Here is a 19969-nt window from a genome sequence, read left to right on the forward strand (position 1 = left end):
ATTCGATCCACCGTGCCGGAATAGACGGACCGGTGGCCGAATATGACGGCGGTGCCGCCAGCTCGGCCGTGTTGGCCAGGCCGCGCTGGCGCGGCTGGATTCATTTTTACTGCGCTGTTGCGGCATTGTTCGCCGGCGCAGCGCTGGTGACGATGTCCTGGGCGCAGGTCTCCAAGTTGGCGGGACACGCCACGCTGGCCTACACGCTGGCGATCGTGGCGATGTTTGCGGTCAGCGCTATCTACCATCGCGTCTACTGGCAGTCGGCGACGGCCCGTGGCTGGATGCGACGGCTCGATCACTCCATGATCTTCGTATTCATCGCCGGAACTTACACGCCTTTCGCCAGACTGGAGATGCCGCGTACCACAGGGCACGTAGTACTCGGGATCGTGTGGGGCGGTGCGCTGGTAGGCATTGCGCTGAGCCTGTTCTGGCCGACGGCCCCGCGATGGGTGGGGGTCGCACTTTATCTGTTGCTGGGCTGGGTAGCGGTCTGGTACACCAACTTGATCGTCTACAACGCAGGGGTGACCGTCATGGTGCTGTTGGCGCTCGGCGGACTGCTCTACAGCGTCGGCGCGGTGTGCTACGGGTTACGCCGGCCGGATCCGTGGCCGAGCGTCTTCGGTTATCACGAAGTTTTCCACGCGTGCACTGCGGTTGCGGCGATTTGCCAATACATCGCGATTTGGCTCGCTGTCTTCTAAAGCGTCTCGGCGACAATGGGTCTGATGCTAGACGCAACGAGCGCGGACCCTCTTCCACGCATCAACGTGTGATGAAAAGTGCTGGGATCAAACGTTATCGGCCATCGAGTCGGTGGCGCTCGGAACCACCTCAATCATCGCGTCCAAGGCATACCGCCTTCCTGCAAGGCGTGCCCGGTGCTGCATGTACTAGTGCGCCGCGCATGAATCTCTGCAGTCGCACTCTCTTACAACAGATTCAGCGTTGTGCCCCGCTCACCGGCAGGAGGATGAGATGTCGGGAATGCAGACACTCGAGGGTCCTGCTGATATAGATTTTCTCGGCGCCGGCGCGCGCGCTGGTCGATCCTGGCAATTGCGCTGTGGGCCACTGCAAGTTCCTTCTTGTTCATCAATGGTTTTGCCTTCTTGATTCCTGCCCTGCGATCGGCCGGCGGGATCCCACTGACTCAGTCCAGTCTGTTGGCGTCGATTCCGAGCTGGGGAATGGTGCTCACTCTGCTTCCGTGGGGTTACGCTGTCGATCGCCTCGGCGAGCGAACGGTCCTGACTGTCTCCTCCGCGCTGACTGCCGTCGCGGCATTCGCCCTGGCTTCGCAGCATTCGTTCTTCGCAATCGGTGCCCTGCTGTTTCTGGGCGGGATGGCCGCAGCCGGCTGCAACACCGCAGGTGGTCGACTGGTGTCAGCGTGGTTCCCGCCGCATCAACGTGGTGTGGCGATGGGAATCCGTCAAACTGCTCAGCCGGTGGGAATCGCGTTGGGAGCGTTGGTGATGCCGGAACTGGCCGAGCAGGACGCAATTTCCGCGCTGTGGTTTCCCGCTCTGTGTGCTGCACTATCGCCGCCGTGATCGCCGCCATTGGTATCGCCGATCCCGGGCGGAGAGCCCGACAATGCGCCAGCATCGAAGAACTGGCCAATCCGTATCGAGAGTCCTCGGTGTTGTGGCGGATACATGCGGTGTCGGGATTGATGATGATGCCCCAGGCGGTGACCGTGACGTTCATGCTTGTCTGGTTGATGGACCACCGGGGTTGGTCGTCCGCGATGGCGGGCGCCTTGGTGACTGCCTGCCAATTGTTGGGTGCGTTGGGCCGCATCGTGGTTGGCCGATTGTCTGATCGCCTCGGCTCGCGGATGCAGCCCGTGCGCGTCATCGCCCTTGCTGCCGCGCTGACGCTTTTCTTGTTGGCCCTCACCGATCACCTAGGCTCACGGCTCGACGTGTGGTTCATGGCAGCGATCACGATCCTCGCGGTGCTCGACAATGGTTTGGAGGCGACAGCGATCACCGAGTTCGCGGGCCCCTTTTGGAGTGGACGAGCGCTGGGCGCGCAGAACACCACCCAACGAGTGATCGCCTCCGTGGGGCCTCCGGCGTTTGGGGCGTTGATCAGTACTACGGCCTATCCGCTGGCATGGGCTCTCTGCGGGCTTTTCCCATTGCTTGCGGCCCCGTTGGTGCCGGCCGACCTGGTGCCGCCCCGCCTCCAACAGGGGGTAGGTCGCAGGCCGGGCGCAGGATCTACCAGCAATTAATGACGCGGAGCGAATGCGCGCTTGGTTGTCGATAGCACGGGCAGTTGGATGCGGCGGGCAACTGCCCGGGCTACTCGGAGTCACTCCACAGCTTTTCCGCAGGGTAATCGCGCAACATATGGCGTAGCTTGAGCCGACGCGCAGACACACGCGCAATGCAGGAAAACCAGCCGCGGCGCGGATACGGTGTCGGCGTCGAGTGGAGACAGTCCGCACGTCCACACCCAGCACAGGGGGAACCGTGAAGTCCATGAAATCCATTGCCGTGAGCGTTGCCGCGCTGGCCGCTGTCGGTGGTGCGGCAGCATTGGGCTCCGGTGCATCCGGTGTCCCGCTCGCCGCCCAGGTTCAGCTGGCCTCCGCCGGCGCGCCGCTGCCGCTGGATCCCGCGCCCTCACCGACGCCGTCGCCCGCCCCCGATCAAAACGTGCCGACCGCGGACCAGATCACCTCTATCCTCACCAATTTGTCCGATCCTGGCGTGTCGTACCACACCAAGGACAGCCTGGTCGAAGGCGGCATCGGTTCGGGCGAGGGCCACGTGATGGATCACGAGCTGAGAAAGGCCTACCGCAACGGTCAGCTGCCGCTGTCCTTCGCCGTGACGAACATTCAATCGAACGGTCCGACGACGGCGACCGCCGACGTGGCCGTCTCGGGCCCCAAGCTGCCGGCGCCGGTCACCAAGAACCTGATGTTCGTCAACCAGAACGGCAACTGGGTGCTGTCCAGCCCCTCCGCAACGGAGCTGGTGCAGGCGGTCTCCGGGCTCTGACGCCCGCTTGCTCTGACGCCGGCGCCGCTTACCGGGACAGCACGGCCTCGATCGCGCTGATCACCTCCGGTGCGTCCGGTTCGGTCCGCGGCCGAAACCGGTTGACCACCTCGCCGTCGGGCGCGACGAGGAACTTCTCGAAGTTCCACTGAATGTCACCCGCCTTGCCGTCGGCGTCGGGGGCCTTGGTCAGCTCGGCGTACAGCGGATGGCGGTTGTCGCCGTTGACGTCGGTTTTGGCCAGCAACGGAAACGTCACCCCGTACGTCGTCGAGCAGAACTCCTGAATCTCCTCGGCCGTGCCCGGCTCCTGGCCCATGAACTGATTGCAGGGAACGCCCACGACCGTCAGACCACGGTCGCGGTAGTCCCTGGCCAGCTTCTCCAGTGCCGTGTACTGCGGGGTAAGCCCGCACTTGGACGCAACATTCACGACCAGCGTTGCGCCGCCGGACAATTCGGCCAGCGTGGCCTGCTTTCCGTCGAGGGTGGTCAGGGCGATGTCGTTGAGGGTCACGCCGACGACGCTAACACTGCGTTGACGTGCCGGCCTCGGCAAGGCAACGTGACGGATGCCCGAACCGAGGAGCTGCCACCATGAACGCCGAGACGCCAGAGGTTGCCGCGGCCACCGTCGTCCTGGGCCGCGACGGCGCCGACGGCTTCGAGGTGCTGATGCTCAAGCGGGCCACGACGACGTCGTTCGCCGGGGGAGCTTGGGTCTTTCCCGGAGGTCGGGTGGACCCGGCCGACGCCGGGACGGACTCGCTCGACAGCATCGAGGCGGCCCGCCGCGCGGCGGCGCGAGAAACCTTGGAGGAGGCCGGAATTCACCTTGACGGGAACACGTTGTCGGTGATCTCGCAGTGGAGTCCGGGTCCCGAGGCCCCTAAACGTTTCCGCACCTGGATGTTGTTCAGTGTCGCGATCGACGCCGGCGAGGTGGTTGTCGACGGCAGCGAGATCGTCGATCACCGGTGGATCAGCCCGGCCGACGCCCTCGAAGAGCACGGGCACGGCCGAATGGTGCTGCTGCCCCCGACCTGGGTGACGCTGCACCAGTTGTCGGCGTACCGCGATTGCGCCGCCGCGACGGCCGGGGTCGAGTCAATGCCGTTCGAGCACTTCGAAAGTCACCTCGTCACCGCACCGACAGGCATGGTCATCCTCTGGCACGGCGACGCCGGCTACGACACCCGCGACGCCGACCTGCCCGGTCCGCGGCACCGCTTGACGATGCGGCGCGGTCCGTGGGTTTACGAGAGAAGCTGGGCCGCATCACACGGCAACAGCGCAACGGCGAGCTAGATTACCCGCATGCGCATTGCCCGCTCGCTCGCTGCACTCCTGACGGTCCTCACAGCTGGCCTGCTGCTTGCAACCCCGGTCGGCGCGCAACCGCCGTCCAAGCTCACCGAGCACATCACCGACACCACCGGCGCGTTGACGGACTCCGACCGGGCGGCGGTCAGCTCGGCGATCGACCGGCTCTACCGGGACCGGCGCCTCCAACTGTGGGTGGTCTACGTCGACAATTTCTCCCGGTTCAAGCCCGACAACTGGGCGGAGAACACCCGCGCCGCCAGCAAAATGGGCGCCCAGGACGCGCTGCTGGCCGTGGCTACGAACACCAAGTTGTACGCGTTCTCCGTTCCGGGTCTTTCGGTATCCGAGTTGAGCAGCCTGCGGAGCACGAAAATCGATCCCGAGGTGAACGCCAAAGACTGGGGGGGCGCCGCGGTCGCCGCCGCCGACGGGCTGAACAAATCCGCCAGTTCGACGAATTCGTCATCGCCGAACTGGCTGTTGATCGCGACCTGCATCGGCATCGCGGTGGTCGTCATCGTGGCGCTGATTCTGCTGATTCGACGGCGTCGCCGCCGCCGCGCGGCGCGGGGACATTCCGACGCAGGCGGGCGCGTTGATTCCCTGGAGCAGGCGCTGTCCACCGCGGACGCCCGGCTGCGGCAGATCTCCGACTACGTCGCCAAGCACCGCAAGGCCGTCGGCGACCAGGCCCAGGCCCAGCTCGAAGACGCCAAGCGGCATCTGGCAGCGGCGCACGGCAAGCAGGCCAGCAACGAAGCCGAAGCCATCGCCTACGCCAACAGGGCGTCGGTACTGGCGGCGCGGGCCCAGGAACTGGCCAACGCCGACGTGGTGGCGGCGCACCGCACGCCGCGCCGATGAGACCCGGTAACCTCGCGAATTCTCTTGCACGGCAAGATATTCCGAATGTGCGGGAATATCTGCAGGGTGAGGGATGTCTGACGAAGCGACACCTACAGGCAGGGGAACGGCAATGAAGTTCGGGATCGCAACGTTCGTCAACGACGACAGCATCGACACGGTGACGCTGGCGCGTGCGATCGAAGAGCGCGGATTCGAGTCGTTGATGGTCGCCGAGCACACCCACATTCCGGCCAGTCGGGAATCGCCGTATCCGCTGGGCGGTGAGCTGCCGAAGATCTACTACCGCACCCTGGACCCCTTCGTCACGCTCGCCGCCGCCGCGGCCGTGACGTCGAAGATCGAGTTGTTCACCGGCATCGCCCTGCTCATTCAGCGTGACCCGATCATCACTGCCAAGGAAGCGGCGAGCATCGATGTGATCTCTGGGGGCCGGTTCGTGTTCGGCGTCGGGGCCGGCTGGAATATCGAGGAAATGCGCGACCACGGCACCGACCCGAAGACGCGCGGGGCGCTGCTGGACGAGCGCATCGAGGCCATCAAGGCGCTGTGGGCTGACGAGCCCGCCGAATATCACGGCACCTATGTCGATTTCCCCCCGTCGTACAGCCGGCCCAAACCCGTTCGCAAACCGCATCCACCGATCTTTTTCGGCGGAGATTCGGCCGCGACGTTCAAGCGGGTGGTGCGGCATCAGGCCGGTTGGCTCTCCAACCCGTTCCCGATCGAGCACGTCACCCGCCGGGTGCCGCAGTTGCGCGACGCCGCCGGGCACGACGTGCCGATGGCGATGTTCGGCACACCGAAAGACCCCGATTATTGGCAGGCCGCCGAAGAGCTGGGATTCGGTCAGCTGGGGTTGCTGCTGCCCACCAAACCGCGGGACGACTCGCTGCGGCGCCTGGACGAATTCGCGGACCTCATAGCGAAATATCGCGCCTAGCGGGGCGAGGCGAAACCCAGTCGCCCGCATCGGAGCCAGAGCGGTGACTCAAGAATGATCCGGGGCTACGCTGCTAGCTGTACCCACAGGTGTTCGTCGGTGATGTTGTGCGGCGAGTCGGCTCAGTGACGGGCACCGGGAGGGATCACCATGCGGTTCACCGCGCAGGAACTGCACGCGCGCGCCGTAGAGCGCCGCGCGGTCGAGGCGGCGCTGTGGGGCATGCCGCTGGTCAACGTGGACGCCATGCGGCAGGCCTATTTTCGGGCCGGCGCGCACTACAACGACTGCATCTTCTGGTCGAACCCCAACACGTGGATGAACCAGACCACGACACCCAACCATTCCACGAGCTACGTGATGTTCTTCATGAATCTCGCTGCGGGCCCAATCGTGGTCGAGGTCCCGGCAGCTACCGAGCAGGCGCTGTACGGGACGATCATCAACGTCTGGAACGAGCCGTTGCGCAACGTCGGAAACACCGGTTTCGACAAGGGCGCCGGCGCCAAGTATGTCGTGTTGCCGCCGGGATTCGACCGCCCGGTCCCCGACGGTCATGTGGCGGTCCCGTGCACGACCTACACCGCGTACTGTTTGCTGCGCATCATCATCGCGACCCAATCGGAGCAGGACCGCCGCGACGGCATCGACTATCTGCACACGCTGAAGATTTATCCGCTCGGGGAGGCCGGCTCAGCGATCCAATTCATCGATGTGGCGGGGCAACCGTTCGAGGCCGTCCCACGCTACGACGCGAGCTTGTTCGCTTCGCTGTCGGCGATGGTAGCGCAGGAGCCAGTCCAGGACCGCGACTTGGCGCTACTGGGCCAACTGCACCTGCTCGGCATCGGTAAAGACCTCACCTTCGATCCCGAAGCGCTGGGCGTCGACGTGCTTGACCGCGCAGCCGAGGAGGCGCATCAGTGGATGATGGAGGGCTACGCCAGCACCGGCACTCCGGTCTGGCCGCACACCGGCCGCAGATGGCGCTTCCTGCTGGACGTTCCGCTGGCTGAGGGCACCCGACTGACGTTCGTCGAGCCGGGTCGTGATCTGCGCGTCGACGTGCGCGCCTTCGCCTGGTTCGCGATGTTCGGGCCGGTGGTGCCCCCACCGCCGCAGCTCTACCTGAAGACCTACGAGTCCGATGACGGCAGCAGGCTCAACGGCGCTGGGTCCTACCGGCTGCGGGTGCCGCCCGATGTGCCGACGACGCAATTCTGGGCCGTGGACGTCTATGACGCCGCGACCGGCGCGTTCATCCGTGAATCCCCGGTAGTCGGGTTGGACTCCTACCGCAACGACGTCGACGTCAACCCCGACGGTTCGGTCGACGTGTACTTCTCCCCGGCGCCGCCGCCGGACCGCGAAACCAACTGGGTGCACACCCGCGATGGTGATCCGTTCTTCGTCCTGTTCCGCATCTACGGACCGAAAAAGCAAGCGGTCGACGGCACCTGGGTCCTCACCGACATCGAGGAGTTACCCCATGACCACCGATGACGGCGCCACGATCCAGCGGGCTTACGACGAAGCCGACCTGGCCAGGGCGATCACGGCGTACAAGTTCTTCTATCCGACGGTCTCCGGCGCGCGGATCATCCGCGGTAACGAGGCGGCGGGTCTGGTGGCCAACAAAGTTTTCGGCGTTCTCGACTGCGGGCCAACTCAATTGGTGTTCACCGCCAACTCCGACACACCGTACGGACCGTTACAGCTGGACTTGGGAATCGGGCCGCTGGTGGTCGAACTCGAACCGGGGCCCTTGATCGTCGTGGCGATGGACGTCAACCAGCGGTGGGTCGCCGATATGGGACTACCGGGCCCCGACGCGGGCAATGGTGGCAAGCACCTGCTCGTCGGGCCCGACTTTGTCGGCGAACTACCCGACACCGGTTACTACCTACACCGAGCTAGTAGTAACCAGCAGATCGTCGGCGCACGATCACTACCCGTCGACGGCGATGTCGACGGCGCCATGCGGCGCCTCAAGACCATCAAGGTCTACCCACTGCATTCCGACGTCGAGTGGACCCCGCCGCAGTGGTTCGACCTGACCGGCAAATTCCAGGACACCACGCCTTTAGGCGTCGAGAACGGCATCGAGTTCTGGCGGGTCTTGCACGAAACCGTCGACGCTGAACCGGCATTCGAGGGTTACCGAACCCACTACGGAGAGCTGGCCGCGCTCGGTATCGCCAAGGGGCAACCGTTCGACCCCGACCAGCGAATGATCGACATCCTCACCGCCGCCGCCCAGCACGGCAACGCCCAGCTGCGTGCCCAGTCGTTCGCCGACCGCTCTGCCGACCGTCACGTCTGGGATGACCGCCAATGGGAGCACGCCGCACTGCGTTTCGAGGACGGCGACTTCAACGCCACCACGCATGTCGATCTGGTGGCCCGCGAGAAATGGTTCTACCAGGCGATCGGAGCCTCGCCGGCCATGTTCCGCCGCGACACCCAGGCAGGCTCGTTGTACTGGCTGGGGCACCACGACCACACCGGCGCCCCGCTGGAAGGCGCCAACACCTACCGGCTGACCGTGCCGCTGCCAGTGCCGGCCAGATTGTTCTGGTCTGTCACGGTCTACGACGTCGGCACGCGTTCCCAGATCCAGACTCCGCAGAACAAGGCGGCGCTGCGGTCATTGTTCGAACTTCAGGGCCTCACCGGCGGCGCCGTCGACCTCTATTTCGGTCCCGCTGCGCCGGCGGGCCACGAACACGCTTGGATCCAGACCATCTCCGGCAAGAACTGGTTCACCTACTTCCGCATCTACGGGCCGCAAGCGGCCGCCTTCAACGGTCATTGGCGCCCAGGCGATTTCGAACGAATTTAGCTTGCCCCGCTTTCCAGGTCCTGGCTCCGGGCGATGTTCTCGGCGATGATCTGGCAAGCCGTGTCGTAGAAGGCGCTGATCAAGGTCGAGAACGAGAGCTCGAAGGGGTAGATCATGTGCACCGCCACCGGTTCGACGTCCCAGTCCGGCAGGACTGGGACGATGGTGCCCTCGTGCAGTTCGTCGGCGCAGATGATCTGGGTGGGCATTGCGCCGAACCCCAGCCCCTGCAGGATGTACTGCTTGCAGACCTGAAAGTTGTTGGCGCGTGCGCGCACCGGCGGCGACAACTCGTGTCGTCTTCTACCCCGGGTGACCGTGAGCTTGCGCGGACCGCCGAAGCCGAAGTCGATGAAGGGCAGGTCGTTCAACTGTGACGGCGCGGTGATGGGCTCTCCCAGGCCCTGCACGAACTTTGCTGAGGCGCACAGAAACAGGTTGAGGTCGAACACTTTTCGGGCGATCAACGTCGAATCCTGCAGTGGCCCAGGACCGAACACCACGTCGAAGCCATCCTTGACGGGGTCGACCATGCTGTCGACCAACCGGATGTCCAAGCGCGAGTGCGGATAGCGCCGCAGAAATGTGGCGCCCACTCGAGATGCGTAGTCGATACCGAGGAACACCGGCATCGCCACGCGCAGCTCGCCCTGCGGTTCTTGTCGGCTGGCCTCCGCCAGCGCGCGCACACTGTTGGCCTCGTTGAGGATGTTGACCGTGTGCCGGTAGACCTTCTCGCCAAGGTCGGTGACGGTGAGCTGGTGGGTGTTCTTACGCAACAGCTTGATGCCCAGGTCAGCCTCCAGCTTCGCCAGTTTGCGGCTGACGGTGGATTTGGGCATGCCCAGCAGCGCCGCCGCCTTCGAAAGGCTGCGGCTCTCGACAACCTTGCCGAAGATCAGCAGGGCGCCGAGGTCGAAGGGCGGGTTCTGGTCCATGAGCTTGTTCCAACTATGCAACAGGGTGTTGCGGTTCTGCATCTGTTTGGACCATTTCGGCAGCTGTTAGCGTCGGCTGCGAGGAGGGTCCGATGAGTCACGACAGCCTGGTGACCAAACCCGACAGCGGACACTGGACCGACGCGTATCCCGAGCTCGGCCGCGGTCCGGTGTCGCTTCAGGACTGCGTATCCGAGGATTTCTACGAGAAGGAACGCGAGCACGTCTTCAAGAAGAGCTGGCTTTACGTCGGCCGGGTCGAGCGGGTCCCTCGGACGGGAAGCTACTTCACCCGCGAACTCAAGGTGTTGAACACTTCGATCATCATCGTGCGCGGCAAGGACGATGTGATTCGCGCCTTCCACAACATCTGCCCGCACCGCGGCAACAAGATGCTGTGGGAAGACGATCCCTTCAAAGAGGTCTCCGGTCGTGCGCCACTGCTGTACTGCCGCTTCCACGGCTGGCGGTACAAGCTGGACGGCACCCTGCACGCCGCCACTCGTAAAGACTTGCTGCTGGACTTCGACGCCGACAGCTGCCGGGTGCCCGCGGTGCAATGCGAGGTGTGGCAAGGATTCATCTTCATCAACCTCGACCCGCACAACACCGAACCGCTGCGGTCGTTCCTCGGGGCGCTGGCCCACGGCATCGAGGGCTACCCGTTTGACGGGCCGCATCAGATCTACCGGTTTTCGGCCGAATTGCAGTGCAACTGGAAGATATTCGTCGACAGCTTCGCCGAGAGTTACCACGGCCCGTATCTGCACGCGTCCTCGTTCGGCAACCTCACCGCTGAGGCCAAAGAGGCGCTGGACAAGCCGAACCCGTTCACCGATGCGCTGGCCTACCAGCTCAGCGGCCCGCACCGGATGTTCTCGTTCGCCGGTGAGCCGTCGCGGCGGACGCCGTATTCGAAGCCGATCGAGTGCGTGATGGAGGCAAGCGCCGCAGGCCCCTGGAACAAGAGGCTCGATCGGGGTCCGATGCCCCCCGGAATCAATCCGACGCGCGCCGAAAAGTACGGGTTCGATTCGTTCCAGTTCTTCCCCAACTTCGTGCTCATCTTCGGCTCGTCGGGTTTCACCACCCACGCGCACTGGCCGACCGGCCCGCACTCGCACCTGTTCGAAGTCGAAATGTTCTATCAGCCTCCCAAGACGCACAAGGAGCGACTGGGCCAGGAACTCACCGTGACGTTCCTCAACGACATCATCCTCGAAGACGCGAGTCCGTCCGAGGGCCTGCAGGCGATGCTCAACAGCGGTGTCCTCACACACTTTACGATGAATGACGAAGAGATCCTGCTGCGCCATCTACACAAGGTGGTCGCCGACTACGTCGCGGCCGGAGAGCGGGAGAAAGCGGGGCAACAGTGACCACGGTTCTGCCGCAAGAGTTTTCACATCTGGAACACCTGGTGCCCGAGTGGGCGATCGAGGACGGCCACCAGCGTTACGTGAAGCGGGTCAACAGTTCCATGGACCAGATCCGCGAATTCTACGATCAGGTTTTTCCTTGCGCCCAGGAAGCGGTCGCCTACATCGACAAGTTCGACTACTCCGAACCGCTGCCCGACGACGTCGCGAATCTGCGCAACCTGCTCTACTCGCTGATCACCGTCTCGCTGGCGGTCGAGCTGTGGAATCAGCCTCGGGTGAAGCATTCGGCCAACACGATCCTCACCAGGGTGAGTTGAAACCATGGGACTCGGCTCGGCGCAGCTGGAAATCGTCGACCTCACAACGACTATCGGTAGCGAAATCAGAACCGACCTCGACACGCTGCTCAGCGGCGCGCAGGCCCCGGCTATCCGCGACATCCTGGAGCGGCGTGGTGTGGTGTTCTTTCGCGGATTGGACATCGGCGACGAGCAGCAGGTCGCCATCGCCAAGACGCTGGGTACCGTGGTCGCCAACGAGGGCGCCGGCGGCATCAACAAGATCTCGCTGGACGAGAACGTGAACGCCCGCGCCAAATATCTTCAGGGATCGATGTTTTGGCATTTCGACGGGTCGCTGCAGCCGCTACCGAATTTGGCCACGTTGTTGCGCGCGGTACAGCTTTCCCGGACCGGCGGTCAGACCGAATTCTGCAACACCTATGCGGCTTACGAGGACCTTTCCGATGCCGACAAGAAAGCACTGGCAGAGCTGCGCGTAGTGCACAGTGCCGAACGGTCACAGTATTACGTCACCCCGGAGATGAGTTACGCCGAGATCGCGATGTGGCAGAAGTCGCCGACCAAGGTGTGCCCGATCGTGTGGACCCACCAGTCCGGCCGCAAATCGCTGCTGCTGGGCGCCACCGCCGACTACGTCTTGGGGATGTCGGTAGGGGACAGCCGTGCATTACTTGCGCGCCTGCGCGATTGGGCCACCCAGCCCCGGTACGTCTACCGGCACGACTGGCAGCCGGGTGATCTGCTGATCTGGGATAACACCGGAACGATGCACCGGGTGCTGCCGTATGCCGCCGACAGCGGTCGGCTCATGCACCGGACCATCCTTGCTGGTGAGGAGCCGCTGGAATGAGACCGACGCACCCGCCGAGAAACCCGGCGACGTCACCCTGACCAAGTTCTGCGCCGAACTGCGTGTCCCGCGGGTTAGGTTGTCTTAATGACCACTGACCGCGGCGAGTCCGCGTTCAACCGATTGGGCCGGCGGGAGCCGGTGAGTCGCATGCACGAACAGCTCGACGAGCTCGTGGCGGCCCGCGACCTGATGGAGAAATTGGTACGGGTCATCGTCGAGATCGGTTCCGACCTCGACCTGAATGTGACGCTGCACCGAATCGTCGACGCCGCGACCGAGCTGACCGGGGCCGGCTACGGGGTGCTGGGGATCCGCTCAACCGATGGCAGCCTGGTTTCCTTCGTGCACAGCGGAATCGACGACGAGTTGGCCCGCAGATTCGGCGACCTGCCGGTAGGGGAGGGCCTGCGCATCGACGACCTGAGCACTCACCCCGGGGCGATCCCATCGCAACCGCACGGTCTGCCGCTGCGGGCATTGCTCGGAATCCCAATCGCGGTGCGGGGAGCCGATTTCGGCAGCCTTTACCTGGCCGACGATCGGCCCGGTCGTGTGTTCTCGGACGCTCATGAAGGCGCTGTCTGGGCGCTGGCGACGGCCGCGGCGGCCGCCATCGACAACGCGCGGCTGTTCGAGCGCGAACGCGAGAACGCGAAGTGGACGAAGGCCAGCCGCGAGATCACCACGGCGCTGCTGTCCGGTGACCCGCAGACCGGACCGCTGCAGCTCATCGTGAATCGGGCACTGGAACTGGCGAACGCTGAACAGGCCATCCTGTTGGTTCCACGGGAACCGGATCTACCCGCCCACCAGGTCGATACCTTGGTCGTGGCCGCCACCGCGGGGCGCTACGCGTCGGAGGTGATCGGCCGACAAGTGCCTATGGACGGTTCCACCACAGGTGGTGTCGCGCGGCGCGGTCTGCCCCTGATCACCGATTCCTTCGAATATCCGATCGAAGGGTTCACCGACGTCGGTGCGCGCCCGGCAATCGTGATGCCGCTTATCGCCCACGATTCGGTGCTCGGCGTGATCGCCGTCGCGCGTCACCCGCAGCAGCCCCAGTTCGGCACCGACTATCTCGAGCTGGTGAGTGACTTCGCGCGGCACGCAGCCATTGCATTGGCGCTGGCGGCCGGCCGCGAACATGCGCTCAACCAGGAACTGGCCCTGGCAGACACCGTCGACGAGGCGCTGCAGGGCGCCGCCGAGGAGCTGCGCCGGCAATGGCGAGCACGTCGCGTACTGGCAGTGACCTTCCGAAGGGGCAGTCACGCAACAACGTTGAGCAACGCGCCACAGGTGGTGTCGGTCGGCGAGTCCACGCAGTGGAACGAGCTGCCGTCCCGCACCCGGCAGCAGCTCGTCTCGTTGTGCGACGGAGACCTACTCACCCCCTGCACCGCAGAGCCCGGGACCGCGGGGATCGCGCTGCAGCATCCCGAAGGCGTCGTGGTCGTCTGGATCGATCTGCCCGAGCAACGGCCATTCACCCTGGAAGACCAAACTCTGCTGACCGTGCTTGCGGGCCGCCTCGGGCAAGGCTTGCAGCGGGTGTACCAGGTCGACCAGCAGCGCGAAACCGCTTTGGCCCTGCAGCATTCGATCCTGGGTCCCGCCAAACTGCCCGGCGGGTTCTCGGTGCGCTATCAGGCGGCCAGCCACCCCCTGCAGGTCGGCGGGGATTGGTATGACGTCGTCGACTTGGAGGATGGACGCATCGCGATGGTGGTAGGCGACTGCGTCGGGCACGACCTCGCCGCTGCCACCGTCATGGGACAGGTGCGCAGCGCCTGCCGCGCACTGTTGTTCGAAAACCACAGTCCCGCCGCGGCTTTGTCCGGGATGGACCGCTTCGCGGCGCGGCTGCCCGGCGCCCAGTGCACCACCGCTGTCTGCGGCGTGCTCGACCCCGCCACCGGCGAACTGGTGTATTCCAGCGCCGGGCACCCGCCGCCTATCCTGGTCCTCGCCGACGGCACTGTTCAGATACTCGACGAAGGTCACACCATCGCGCTCGGCGTGCGGCGCGATTGGGCTCGTCCGGAGGCACGTGTGATCCTGCCGGCCCGGTCCACGCTGGTCCTCTACACCGATGGTCTGGTCGAGCGTCGTCGTACCTTGTTGGAGGACGGTATCTTTCGGGTCGCGGCGGTCGTGGGGGAAGCCGAAACCGTCTCGCTGGACGGTCTTGCCGACGAAATCATGGCCCGGGTCGAGCCGGCCGGCGGCTATCAGGACGACGTCGTGCTCCTGCTGCACCGCCATCCCGCCCCGCTGGAGTTGACGTTCCCCCCCGATGCCAGCCACCTGGCATCCACCCGAACGGCGTTGCGCCGTTGGCTGTCCCAAGTCCGAGTGCGTCCTGAGCAGACGACGAACATGCTGATCGCCGCGGGTGAAGCGATGTCCAACGCCATCGAGCACGGCCACCGCGACCAGCCGGGCGGCACGATCAGCCTGGGCGCGGTGGCACTTGTCGACGAAGTGCAATTGACGATCACCGACACCGGTTCGTGGAAGCCGCCGCAGCCAACCACCACGCGGGGACGGGGTATCGCCCTGATGCGACGGCTCATGCACGATGTCACCATCAATACGGAGACCAACGGCACCACCGTTCACCTATCGGCGAGGATCACCTGATGCCCACGTTGCTCACCCTTGACACGGCGCATTCCGAAGACGGCAAACACCTGCTGATCGCGGCCGGGGAAATCGACCTGAGCAATATCGACGCGTTCAAGAACGCTCTGGCCTCGGCCACCGCCGAGGCCGCGAACACCGGCAGTCCGCTCACGGTCGACCTCAGTGCGGTGGAATACCTGGACAGCGCCGCGATCAACGCGTTGTTCGCGCACGCTGACGGCATTCGTCTCATTGCTCATCCGCTGCTGCTGTCCGCCCTCACCGTGAGCGGCCTGGCCGAGCTCGTTAACATCGAAAACGCCTCTGCGGCAACGGAATCTAACTGAGATCGGTGGGCAACACAGGGTTCGCGGCAGGGCTCGCGCTGGGGTCTGCGCTGATGGTCGGCGTCGGCGACGTCCTGCAGCAACGGTCCGCCCACCAGGTCACCGACGAACCGGTCGGCACGGCAGCGCTGTTCGGCCGACTCCTGCGCGACGGCCGCTGGTGGGCCGGCAGCTTGGTGGCCGGCGCCGGGTTCGGGTTACAGGCTGCGGCCCTCTCCATGGGTTCGGTGGTGCTGGTGCAGGCGCTGCTGGTGACGTCGTTGTTGTTCGCGATGCTCGTCAGTGCCAGGGTTGAACATCGCAGAATCACTGTCGGCCAAGGTTTTTGGGCGGTGCTGTTGGCCGCGGCGGTGGGTGTGGTGGTGACGGTGGGCAACCCTCAGTCCGGCAACTCTCGAGGTTCGCCGCAAACCTGGGCTCTCGTTACGATAATTGTCGGCACGGCGTTGGCGTTGTGTCTGATCGGTGCGCGGATGTTCCCCGGTACGGTCGGTGCACTGCTGCTGGGGCTGTTGTCCGGTGCGCTGTGGGGAGTGTTCACGGTCCTGACCAAGGGTGTCGTCGACGAACTCGGCCGCGGAGTTGCGGCGCTGATGCGGATGCCGGAGTTCTATGCGTGGGTGGTGCTGGCGATCGCCGCGACGGCCTGGGAGCAGTCGGCGTTTCGGGCCGGGCCCCTCACCGCGTCGCTGCCGGCGGTCACCATCGCCGAGCCGGTCGTCGGATCGGTGCTCGGTATCACCGTGCTGGGCGAGACACTGCGGACCTCGGGCGTCGGTCGCGTGGCGCTGGCGGTCTCGGTGCTGGCGATGGTGGCCGCGGCCGTGGCGCTGGCGCGCAGCCAGGCCGTCTCTCCGGTCAGCGGTCAGAAGTCAAGTCCCGCAACGAAAAACTGATCGCCGACGCGTGGTGGCTGCCGTCCCGGGAGGCCCCCGGGTAGGCAGTGCGACCGGTCGCCTAGGGTCGAGACTGGCATGTGGGTTCCTATTCTGGTGATGGCTGTCGCGGTGAGCCTCGAACCGTTCCGGATCGCCATGACGGTACTCATGCTCAACCGGCGCCGTCCGGCGCTGCAGCTGCTCGCGTTCCTCAGCGGGGGGTTCGCGATGGGGATGACGGTGGGTCTGTCGGTGATTTTCGTGCTGCGCAGACGCTTGGTCGCCTCCGGTCAGCTGACCGGTCCCAGAGTCCAGATCCTGATTGGTGCGCTGGCTGTGCTTGTCGCTGCGGTGCTGGTCGTCACCGTCGCGGTGGGCCGCGTTCGCGGTGGTTTCCCGGGGAAACCCGGCGACGCCGAACGGGCCAGTCCTATCCAGAAGTTGCCGGCGCGGTTTCGGCACCTGCTGACCGGACCGTCGCTGTGGGTGGCGGCGGTGGCCGGGCTCGGTATCGCGTTGCCATCGGTGGATTACCTGGCCGCGCTGGCTGTCATCCTGACCTCCGGTGCAGCGGCGATGACCCAGGTCGCGGCGCTCCTGGTGTTCAACATCACCGCGTTCGCGATGGTCGAGATCTCGTTCGTGGCGTGCCTGCTGGCGCCGGAGACCACCCGCCGGACGATGACTGCGCTGAACAACTGGGTCGGGTCGCGCCGCCGGATCGAGGTGGCCGCGCTGCTTGCCGGAGTGGGCTGCGTTCTGCTTGCGGTCGGATTAGCCGGGCTCTGAGCCCAATGTTTCGAACGGATGTGCGACGGTTATCTACTCGTGGTGAGGTGGATGACGTGAATGACGACCGGCGGCAGGCGCCGCGAGAAAACCCGGAGAAGGACACGTCCGAGTGGGTCACCGGCGACGAGCCGATGACCGGACCGCAGCGCAGCTATCTGGAGACGTTGGCGCAGGAGGCTGGACGCGACGTCCCCGGCGATTTGACCAAGGCGAAAGCCTCGGAACTCATCGACGAGTTACAGCAGCAGACGGGACGCGGTGCCCGCTGACGGGTGCGGCCGTCACGATGTGGACTTCAGCAGCTCGTCGATCTTCTTGAGCCGCTTGAGGACCAGTGCTGTGACATCGACGGTACGGTCGGGCGAGCAGCCGACGATCTGCGAGACCACGTTGGCCTTGGCGATCACCGCGAATTCGCAGACCCACCGCTGACCGGAAAGATCGGTGGTCCACTGGGCGACTTCGGGGGAGGTCGCGGCCAACGGTCCCGGGTTCACGGTCATCTTGCGGCCGTCGTCGCCCCAGGCGGTGACGGGGCGCTGGCACCCGGACACCGTCTTGCGCACCGAGTTGAGAAACCCGGGGGCGTCGAAGTTGGCCGGATAGGTCGCGGATGCCTCCAGCAGTTGGTGCTGATCCGGTTGGTGGTCCTGCTGCGTGCGCGCTTCGCGGCCGGTGTAGTTCGAGGGAAATAAGGGATAGCGGCCAAACGCCACCGCGCCGTGGCATTGCGCAGGGTCGGCGCCGACGAAGAGTGCGGACTGCATGTCGTCTTCGGTCAGCGGGCTGTTGTTGACCACCGAGATGGCACCGGATGCCGTCAGCAGATCCACCAGTTGCGACGGTTGGATCGGTCCGGTGGGGCCGGCCCCGCCTCGTGCCGCGACCGTAGGGGTACCGGCGACGATGTGGTTGCATCCGCAGAGCACGGCGCACAGCACGATGGCGAATCCGCACCGTCTGCGCGGCGAGGATCGTCCAGGCCTGATCGTGCGACCGCCAGGTGCACTGCGATGTTCCTCACCGCCGGCGAACGGCACGATGGTCTCCTTCGGCGGAGGCGATGGCTTGCACCCCCAAGCATCCACGAGAACGCCGCGGCACGCTCACCAACTCGAGCCCCTACCGGGTGCTACAGCGGAATCCATACCCCGAAGAGCCAGAAACCCCACTGGTTGAACCCGGGATTCCAGATCGGCGTCTCCTGGAAACCCCAGTAGTTGATGGGTCCGCCCATCCATCGCCCGCCGGGCGGCGGAAGGGGTCCGCCCCAGGCTGGGCGCGGTGGAGCGCCGAAACCCCAGGGTGCGGCCCCGTTGCCCCACGGTGCCCCGTGGAAGTAACCGCGCTGGGCGTCGCCGCGCCACGGTGCGGGGCCACCCGGGCCACCGGGTCCGCCCGGACCGCCGGGACCACCCGGGCCGCCGGGTCCGCCCGGACCGCCGGGCCCGTGGTTGGCCGGCGGCTGTCCGCCGGGGCCGCCTGGGCCGTGCCCGGCGAATTGCCCGCCCGGACCCCCGCCGTGTGCGCCGGGAGCGCCGCCCGGTGCGCCCGGCGCACCCTGGCCTCCGTGATTCGGCGGCGGGTCAGCGCTTGCCAAACCCGCTCCTCCCATTGCCGCTGCGCTCAGCGCCCCGGCGATGGTCAGCCCTGCTGCCAGCTGTTTCAGGTTCATGGTCCCTCGCCTGTTCTCTTGGTGAAAGCCGTGGAATCCGGCTCACATTCGCAATCTAGTTAGCTTGGCTATGAATCGCGTGTGACTGCGCGAGGTGTAACTTTTGAACCGCCGTCGGGGGCCGGTGCGAGTGCCAAATATCAACCGAATCAGCGTTTTTGGAGCGCCCGGCGTACACAATCGAGGCATCATTGCTCGCGAACCCCACCCACCGCTGACTGGGAGACCTCCGAAATGACCGAATCGGGCGAACGCACCCGCATGGCTTTGCGGGCACTTGCCCGTGCCGCCGCGCCGCGTCCCGACGCGGCGCGGCGAGCGGCCAAGGACTTCGCGCGGCCCCTGCTGCCGGCGGTGGGCGCCGAGGTCCGCTGGGCCTTTCACCCGCCGTGGACCTGGCTGTCCGGTGTCGTGGCCAATCTGGTCCTGGCCGTCGTCTGGTTGTCGGTGCAGCCACTGACGGTTGGCCACGGTCACCCGCCCGGCCGGCACTTCCACCACCACCAACTCGATTGGGTGGTGCTGGTCAGTACCTATTTTTCGTCGTTCATCCTCGCCGACGTCACCACTACGAACATGCTCGGTGCCGACCACTACCGAGTCGCGCGGGGTCTCTCCGACGGAGTGCCGCTGTGGCGGATTCTGCTGATCAAGAACCTGGCCCTGATCGTGATCGTCGGGTTGCCCACCTTGGCGGTGGCGGCTGTGCTGACGGTATCCAAGGAAGGGGTGCCGCAGTTGGCCATGACCATTCCCAATGTCGCGGTGCCCATCGTGTCGTGGCTGGGGGTGGGGAACGTGGTATCGGTGCTCAATCCAGTGCCGGCCGAGCCGCTGCTGCGGCGTTGGCGCCATCGCAGTAATCCGCGTCGCACCACCGCCTGGCTGGCGGCGATCACGTTGCCGTACGCGCTCTACTACGTGGCCGACCCGATGGGCGGCGTCGAACACCGGGTGTTGTGGACGAAGTTGCCCGCCGCGATCGGACCGGTATTAGGCCGTGACACAAAGAGTTTCGTGCATCTCGGGTTCGCCACGATGGTGTGGATCGGGGGAACCATGCTGGCCGTTCTGTGGGAGCGCAGGCGAGGATTGCGGTTCAGGTAAGCGCGCTGCCGGCGAAGTCAACGGACGTTGTTTCAGGCACTTTCCCGGATTCCGCATCCGGGATGC

Annotated in this window: 20 protein-coding genes and 1 pseudogene; 17 read left to right on the forward strand and 4 right to left on the reverse strand. The window is 65.3% G+C overall.

All coding sequences use genetic code 11. The features are described 5' to 3' along the window. Nucleotides 1-20: 20 nt before the first annotated feature. The 3 genes and pseudogenes from trhA (at nt 21) to L6444_RS10695 (ending at nt 3026) form a co-directional block, all read left to right on the forward strand. Complete coding sequence (gene trhA, locus L6444_RS10685) at nt 21-710, forward strand: PAQR family membrane homeostasis protein TrhA (RefSeq protein WP_236983997.1); 690 nt, start codon at nt 21-23, stop codon at nt 708-710. A gap of 345 nt (nt 711-1055) precedes the next feature. Next, a pseudogene (locus L6444_RS10690) lies at nt 1056-2251 on the forward strand (MFS transporter). A gap of 241 nt (nt 2252-2492) precedes the next feature. Next, entirely contained in the window at nt 2493-3026 is a 534-nt protein-coding gene (locus L6444_RS10695; protein WP_236982346.1) for an MTB12 family secreted protein, read from the forward strand. 28 nt (nt 3027-3054) lie between these two features. On the opposite strand, the gene L6444_RS10700 is transcribed toward L6444_RS10695, so the two are convergent. Beyond that, nucleotides 3055-3543 (reverse strand): glutathione peroxidase, encoded by a 489-nt coding sequence (locus L6444_RS10700; protein WP_236982348.1) that lies wholly within the window; start codon nt 3541-3543, stop codon nt 3055-3057. An 80-nt stretch (nt 3544-3623) separates the two neighbouring features. Between L6444_RS10700 and L6444_RS10705 the strand changes: the two genes are divergently transcribed. From L6444_RS10705 to L6444_RS10725, 5 genes are all read left to right on the forward strand, one after another. Then, nucleotides 3624-4334, forward strand: a complete 711-nt coding sequence (locus L6444_RS10705) for an NUDIX hydrolase (protein ID WP_236982350.1) — start codon at nt 3624-3626, stop codon at nt 4332-4334. Between the two features lie 9 nt (nt 4335-4343). Beyond that, nucleotides 4344-5216, forward strand: a complete 873-nt coding sequence (locus tag L6444_RS10710; RefSeq protein WP_236982352.1) for a TPM domain-containing protein — start codon at nt 4344-4346, stop codon at nt 5214-5216. A 112-nt stretch (nt 5217-5328) separates the two neighbouring features. After that, entirely contained in the window at nt 5329-6159 is an 831-nt protein-coding gene (locus tag L6444_RS10715) for an LLM class F420-dependent oxidoreductase (protein ID WP_236982354.1), read from the forward strand. Nucleotides 6160-6309: 150 nt separating this feature from the next. Continuing rightward, the gene (locus L6444_RS10720) at nt 6310-7662 is read left to right on the forward strand and encodes a DUF1214 domain-containing protein (RefSeq protein ID WP_236982356.1); all 1353 of its coding nucleotides are present in this window, start codon (nt 6310-6312) and stop codon (nt 7660-7662) included. Further along, complete coding sequence (locus L6444_RS10725; RefSeq protein ID WP_236982358.1) at nt 7649-9001, forward strand: DUF1254 domain-containing protein; 1353 nt, start codon at nt 7649-7651, stop codon at nt 8999-9001. Before L6444_RS10720 ends, L6444_RS10725 begins: the two co-directional genes overlap by 14 nt. On the opposite strand, the gene L6444_RS10730 is transcribed toward L6444_RS10725, so the two are convergent. Continuing rightward, complete coding sequence (locus L6444_RS10730; RefSeq protein WP_236983999.1) at nt 8998-9939, reverse strand: LysR family transcriptional regulator; 942 nt, start codon at nt 9937-9939, stop codon at nt 8998-9000. The genes L6444_RS10725 and L6444_RS10730 overlap by 4 nt on opposite strands. A 92-nt stretch (nt 9940-10031) precedes the next feature. Here L6444_RS10730 and L6444_RS10735 point away from each other — a divergent pair, with 92 nt between their 5' ends. The 8 genes from L6444_RS10735 to L6444_RS10770 all read left to right on the forward strand — a co-directional run bounded on the left by L6444_RS10735 (nt 10032) and on the right by L6444_RS10770 (nt 17390). Further along, the gene (locus L6444_RS10735; RefSeq protein ID WP_236982367.1) at nt 10032-11318 is read left to right on the forward strand and encodes an aromatic ring-hydroxylating oxygenase subunit alpha; all 1287 of its coding nucleotides are present in this window, start codon (nt 10032-10034) and stop codon (nt 11316-11318) included. After that, on the forward strand, nt 11315-11638 hold the full coding sequence (locus L6444_RS10740; protein WP_236982369.1) for a hypothetical protein: 324 nt from the start codon (nt 11315-11317) through the stop codon (nt 11636-11638). Before L6444_RS10735 ends, L6444_RS10740 begins: the two co-directional genes overlap by 4 nt. 4 nt (nt 11639-11642) lie before the next feature. Beyond that, nucleotides 11643-12473 (forward strand): TauD/TfdA dioxygenase family protein, encoded by an 831-nt coding sequence (locus L6444_RS10745; RefSeq protein ID WP_236982371.1) that lies wholly within the window; start codon nt 11643-11645, stop codon nt 12471-12473. Nucleotides 12474-12560: 87 nt separating this feature from the next. Further along, complete coding sequence (locus L6444_RS10750; RefSeq protein WP_236982373.1) at nt 12561-15122, forward strand: SpoIIE family protein phosphatase; 2562 nt, start codon at nt 12561-12563, stop codon at nt 15120-15122. Further along, entirely contained in the window at nt 15122-15451 is a 330-nt protein-coding gene (locus L6444_RS10755) for an STAS domain-containing protein (protein ID WP_236982375.1), read from the forward strand. Before L6444_RS10750 ends, L6444_RS10755 begins: the two co-directional genes overlap by 1 nt. A 5-nt stretch (nt 15452-15456) precedes the next feature. After that, the gene (locus L6444_RS10760; protein WP_255731162.1) at nt 15457-16347 is read left to right on the forward strand and encodes a DMT family transporter; all 891 of its coding nucleotides are present in this window, start codon (nt 15457-15459) and stop codon (nt 16345-16347) included. 78 nt (nt 16348-16425) lie between these two features. After that, on the forward strand, nt 16426-17118 hold the full coding sequence (locus L6444_RS10765; RefSeq protein WP_236982376.1) for a GAP family protein: 693 nt from the start codon (nt 16426-16428) through the stop codon (nt 17116-17118). A 56-nt stretch (nt 17119-17174) separates the two neighbouring features. Then, the gene (locus L6444_RS10770; protein WP_236982378.1) at nt 17175-17390 is read left to right on the forward strand and encodes a DUF3072 domain-containing protein; all 216 of its coding nucleotides are present in this window, start codon (nt 17175-17177) and stop codon (nt 17388-17390) included. Between the two features lie 12 nt (nt 17391-17402). On the opposite strand, the gene L6444_RS10775 is transcribed toward L6444_RS10770, so the two are convergent. Together L6444_RS10775 and L6444_RS10780 are read right to left on the reverse strand one after the other, a co-directional pair. Beyond that, nucleotides 17403-18065 (reverse strand): sensor domain-containing protein, encoded by a 663-nt coding sequence (locus L6444_RS10775; protein ID WP_370653190.1) that lies wholly within the window; start codon nt 18063-18065, stop codon nt 17403-17405. Nucleotides 18066-18253: 188 nt separating this feature from the next. After that, on the reverse strand, nt 18254-18796 hold the full coding sequence (locus L6444_RS10780; protein ID WP_236982382.1) for a chitin-binding protein: 543 nt from the start codon (nt 18794-18796) through the stop codon (nt 18254-18256). 234 nt (nt 18797-19030) lie between these two features. Here L6444_RS10780 and L6444_RS10785 point away from each other — a divergent pair, with 234 nt between their 5' ends. After that, complete coding sequence (locus L6444_RS10785) at nt 19031-19903, forward strand: hypothetical protein (protein ID WP_236982384.1); 873 nt, start codon at nt 19031-19033, stop codon at nt 19901-19903. Nucleotides 19904-19969: the final 66 nt, after the last annotated feature.

The sequence above is a fragment of the Mycobacterium kiyosense genome, from assembly GCA_021654635.1.
GTDB lineage: Bacteria > Actinomycetota > Actinomycetes > Mycobacteriales > Mycobacteriaceae > Mycobacterium > Mycobacterium kiyosense.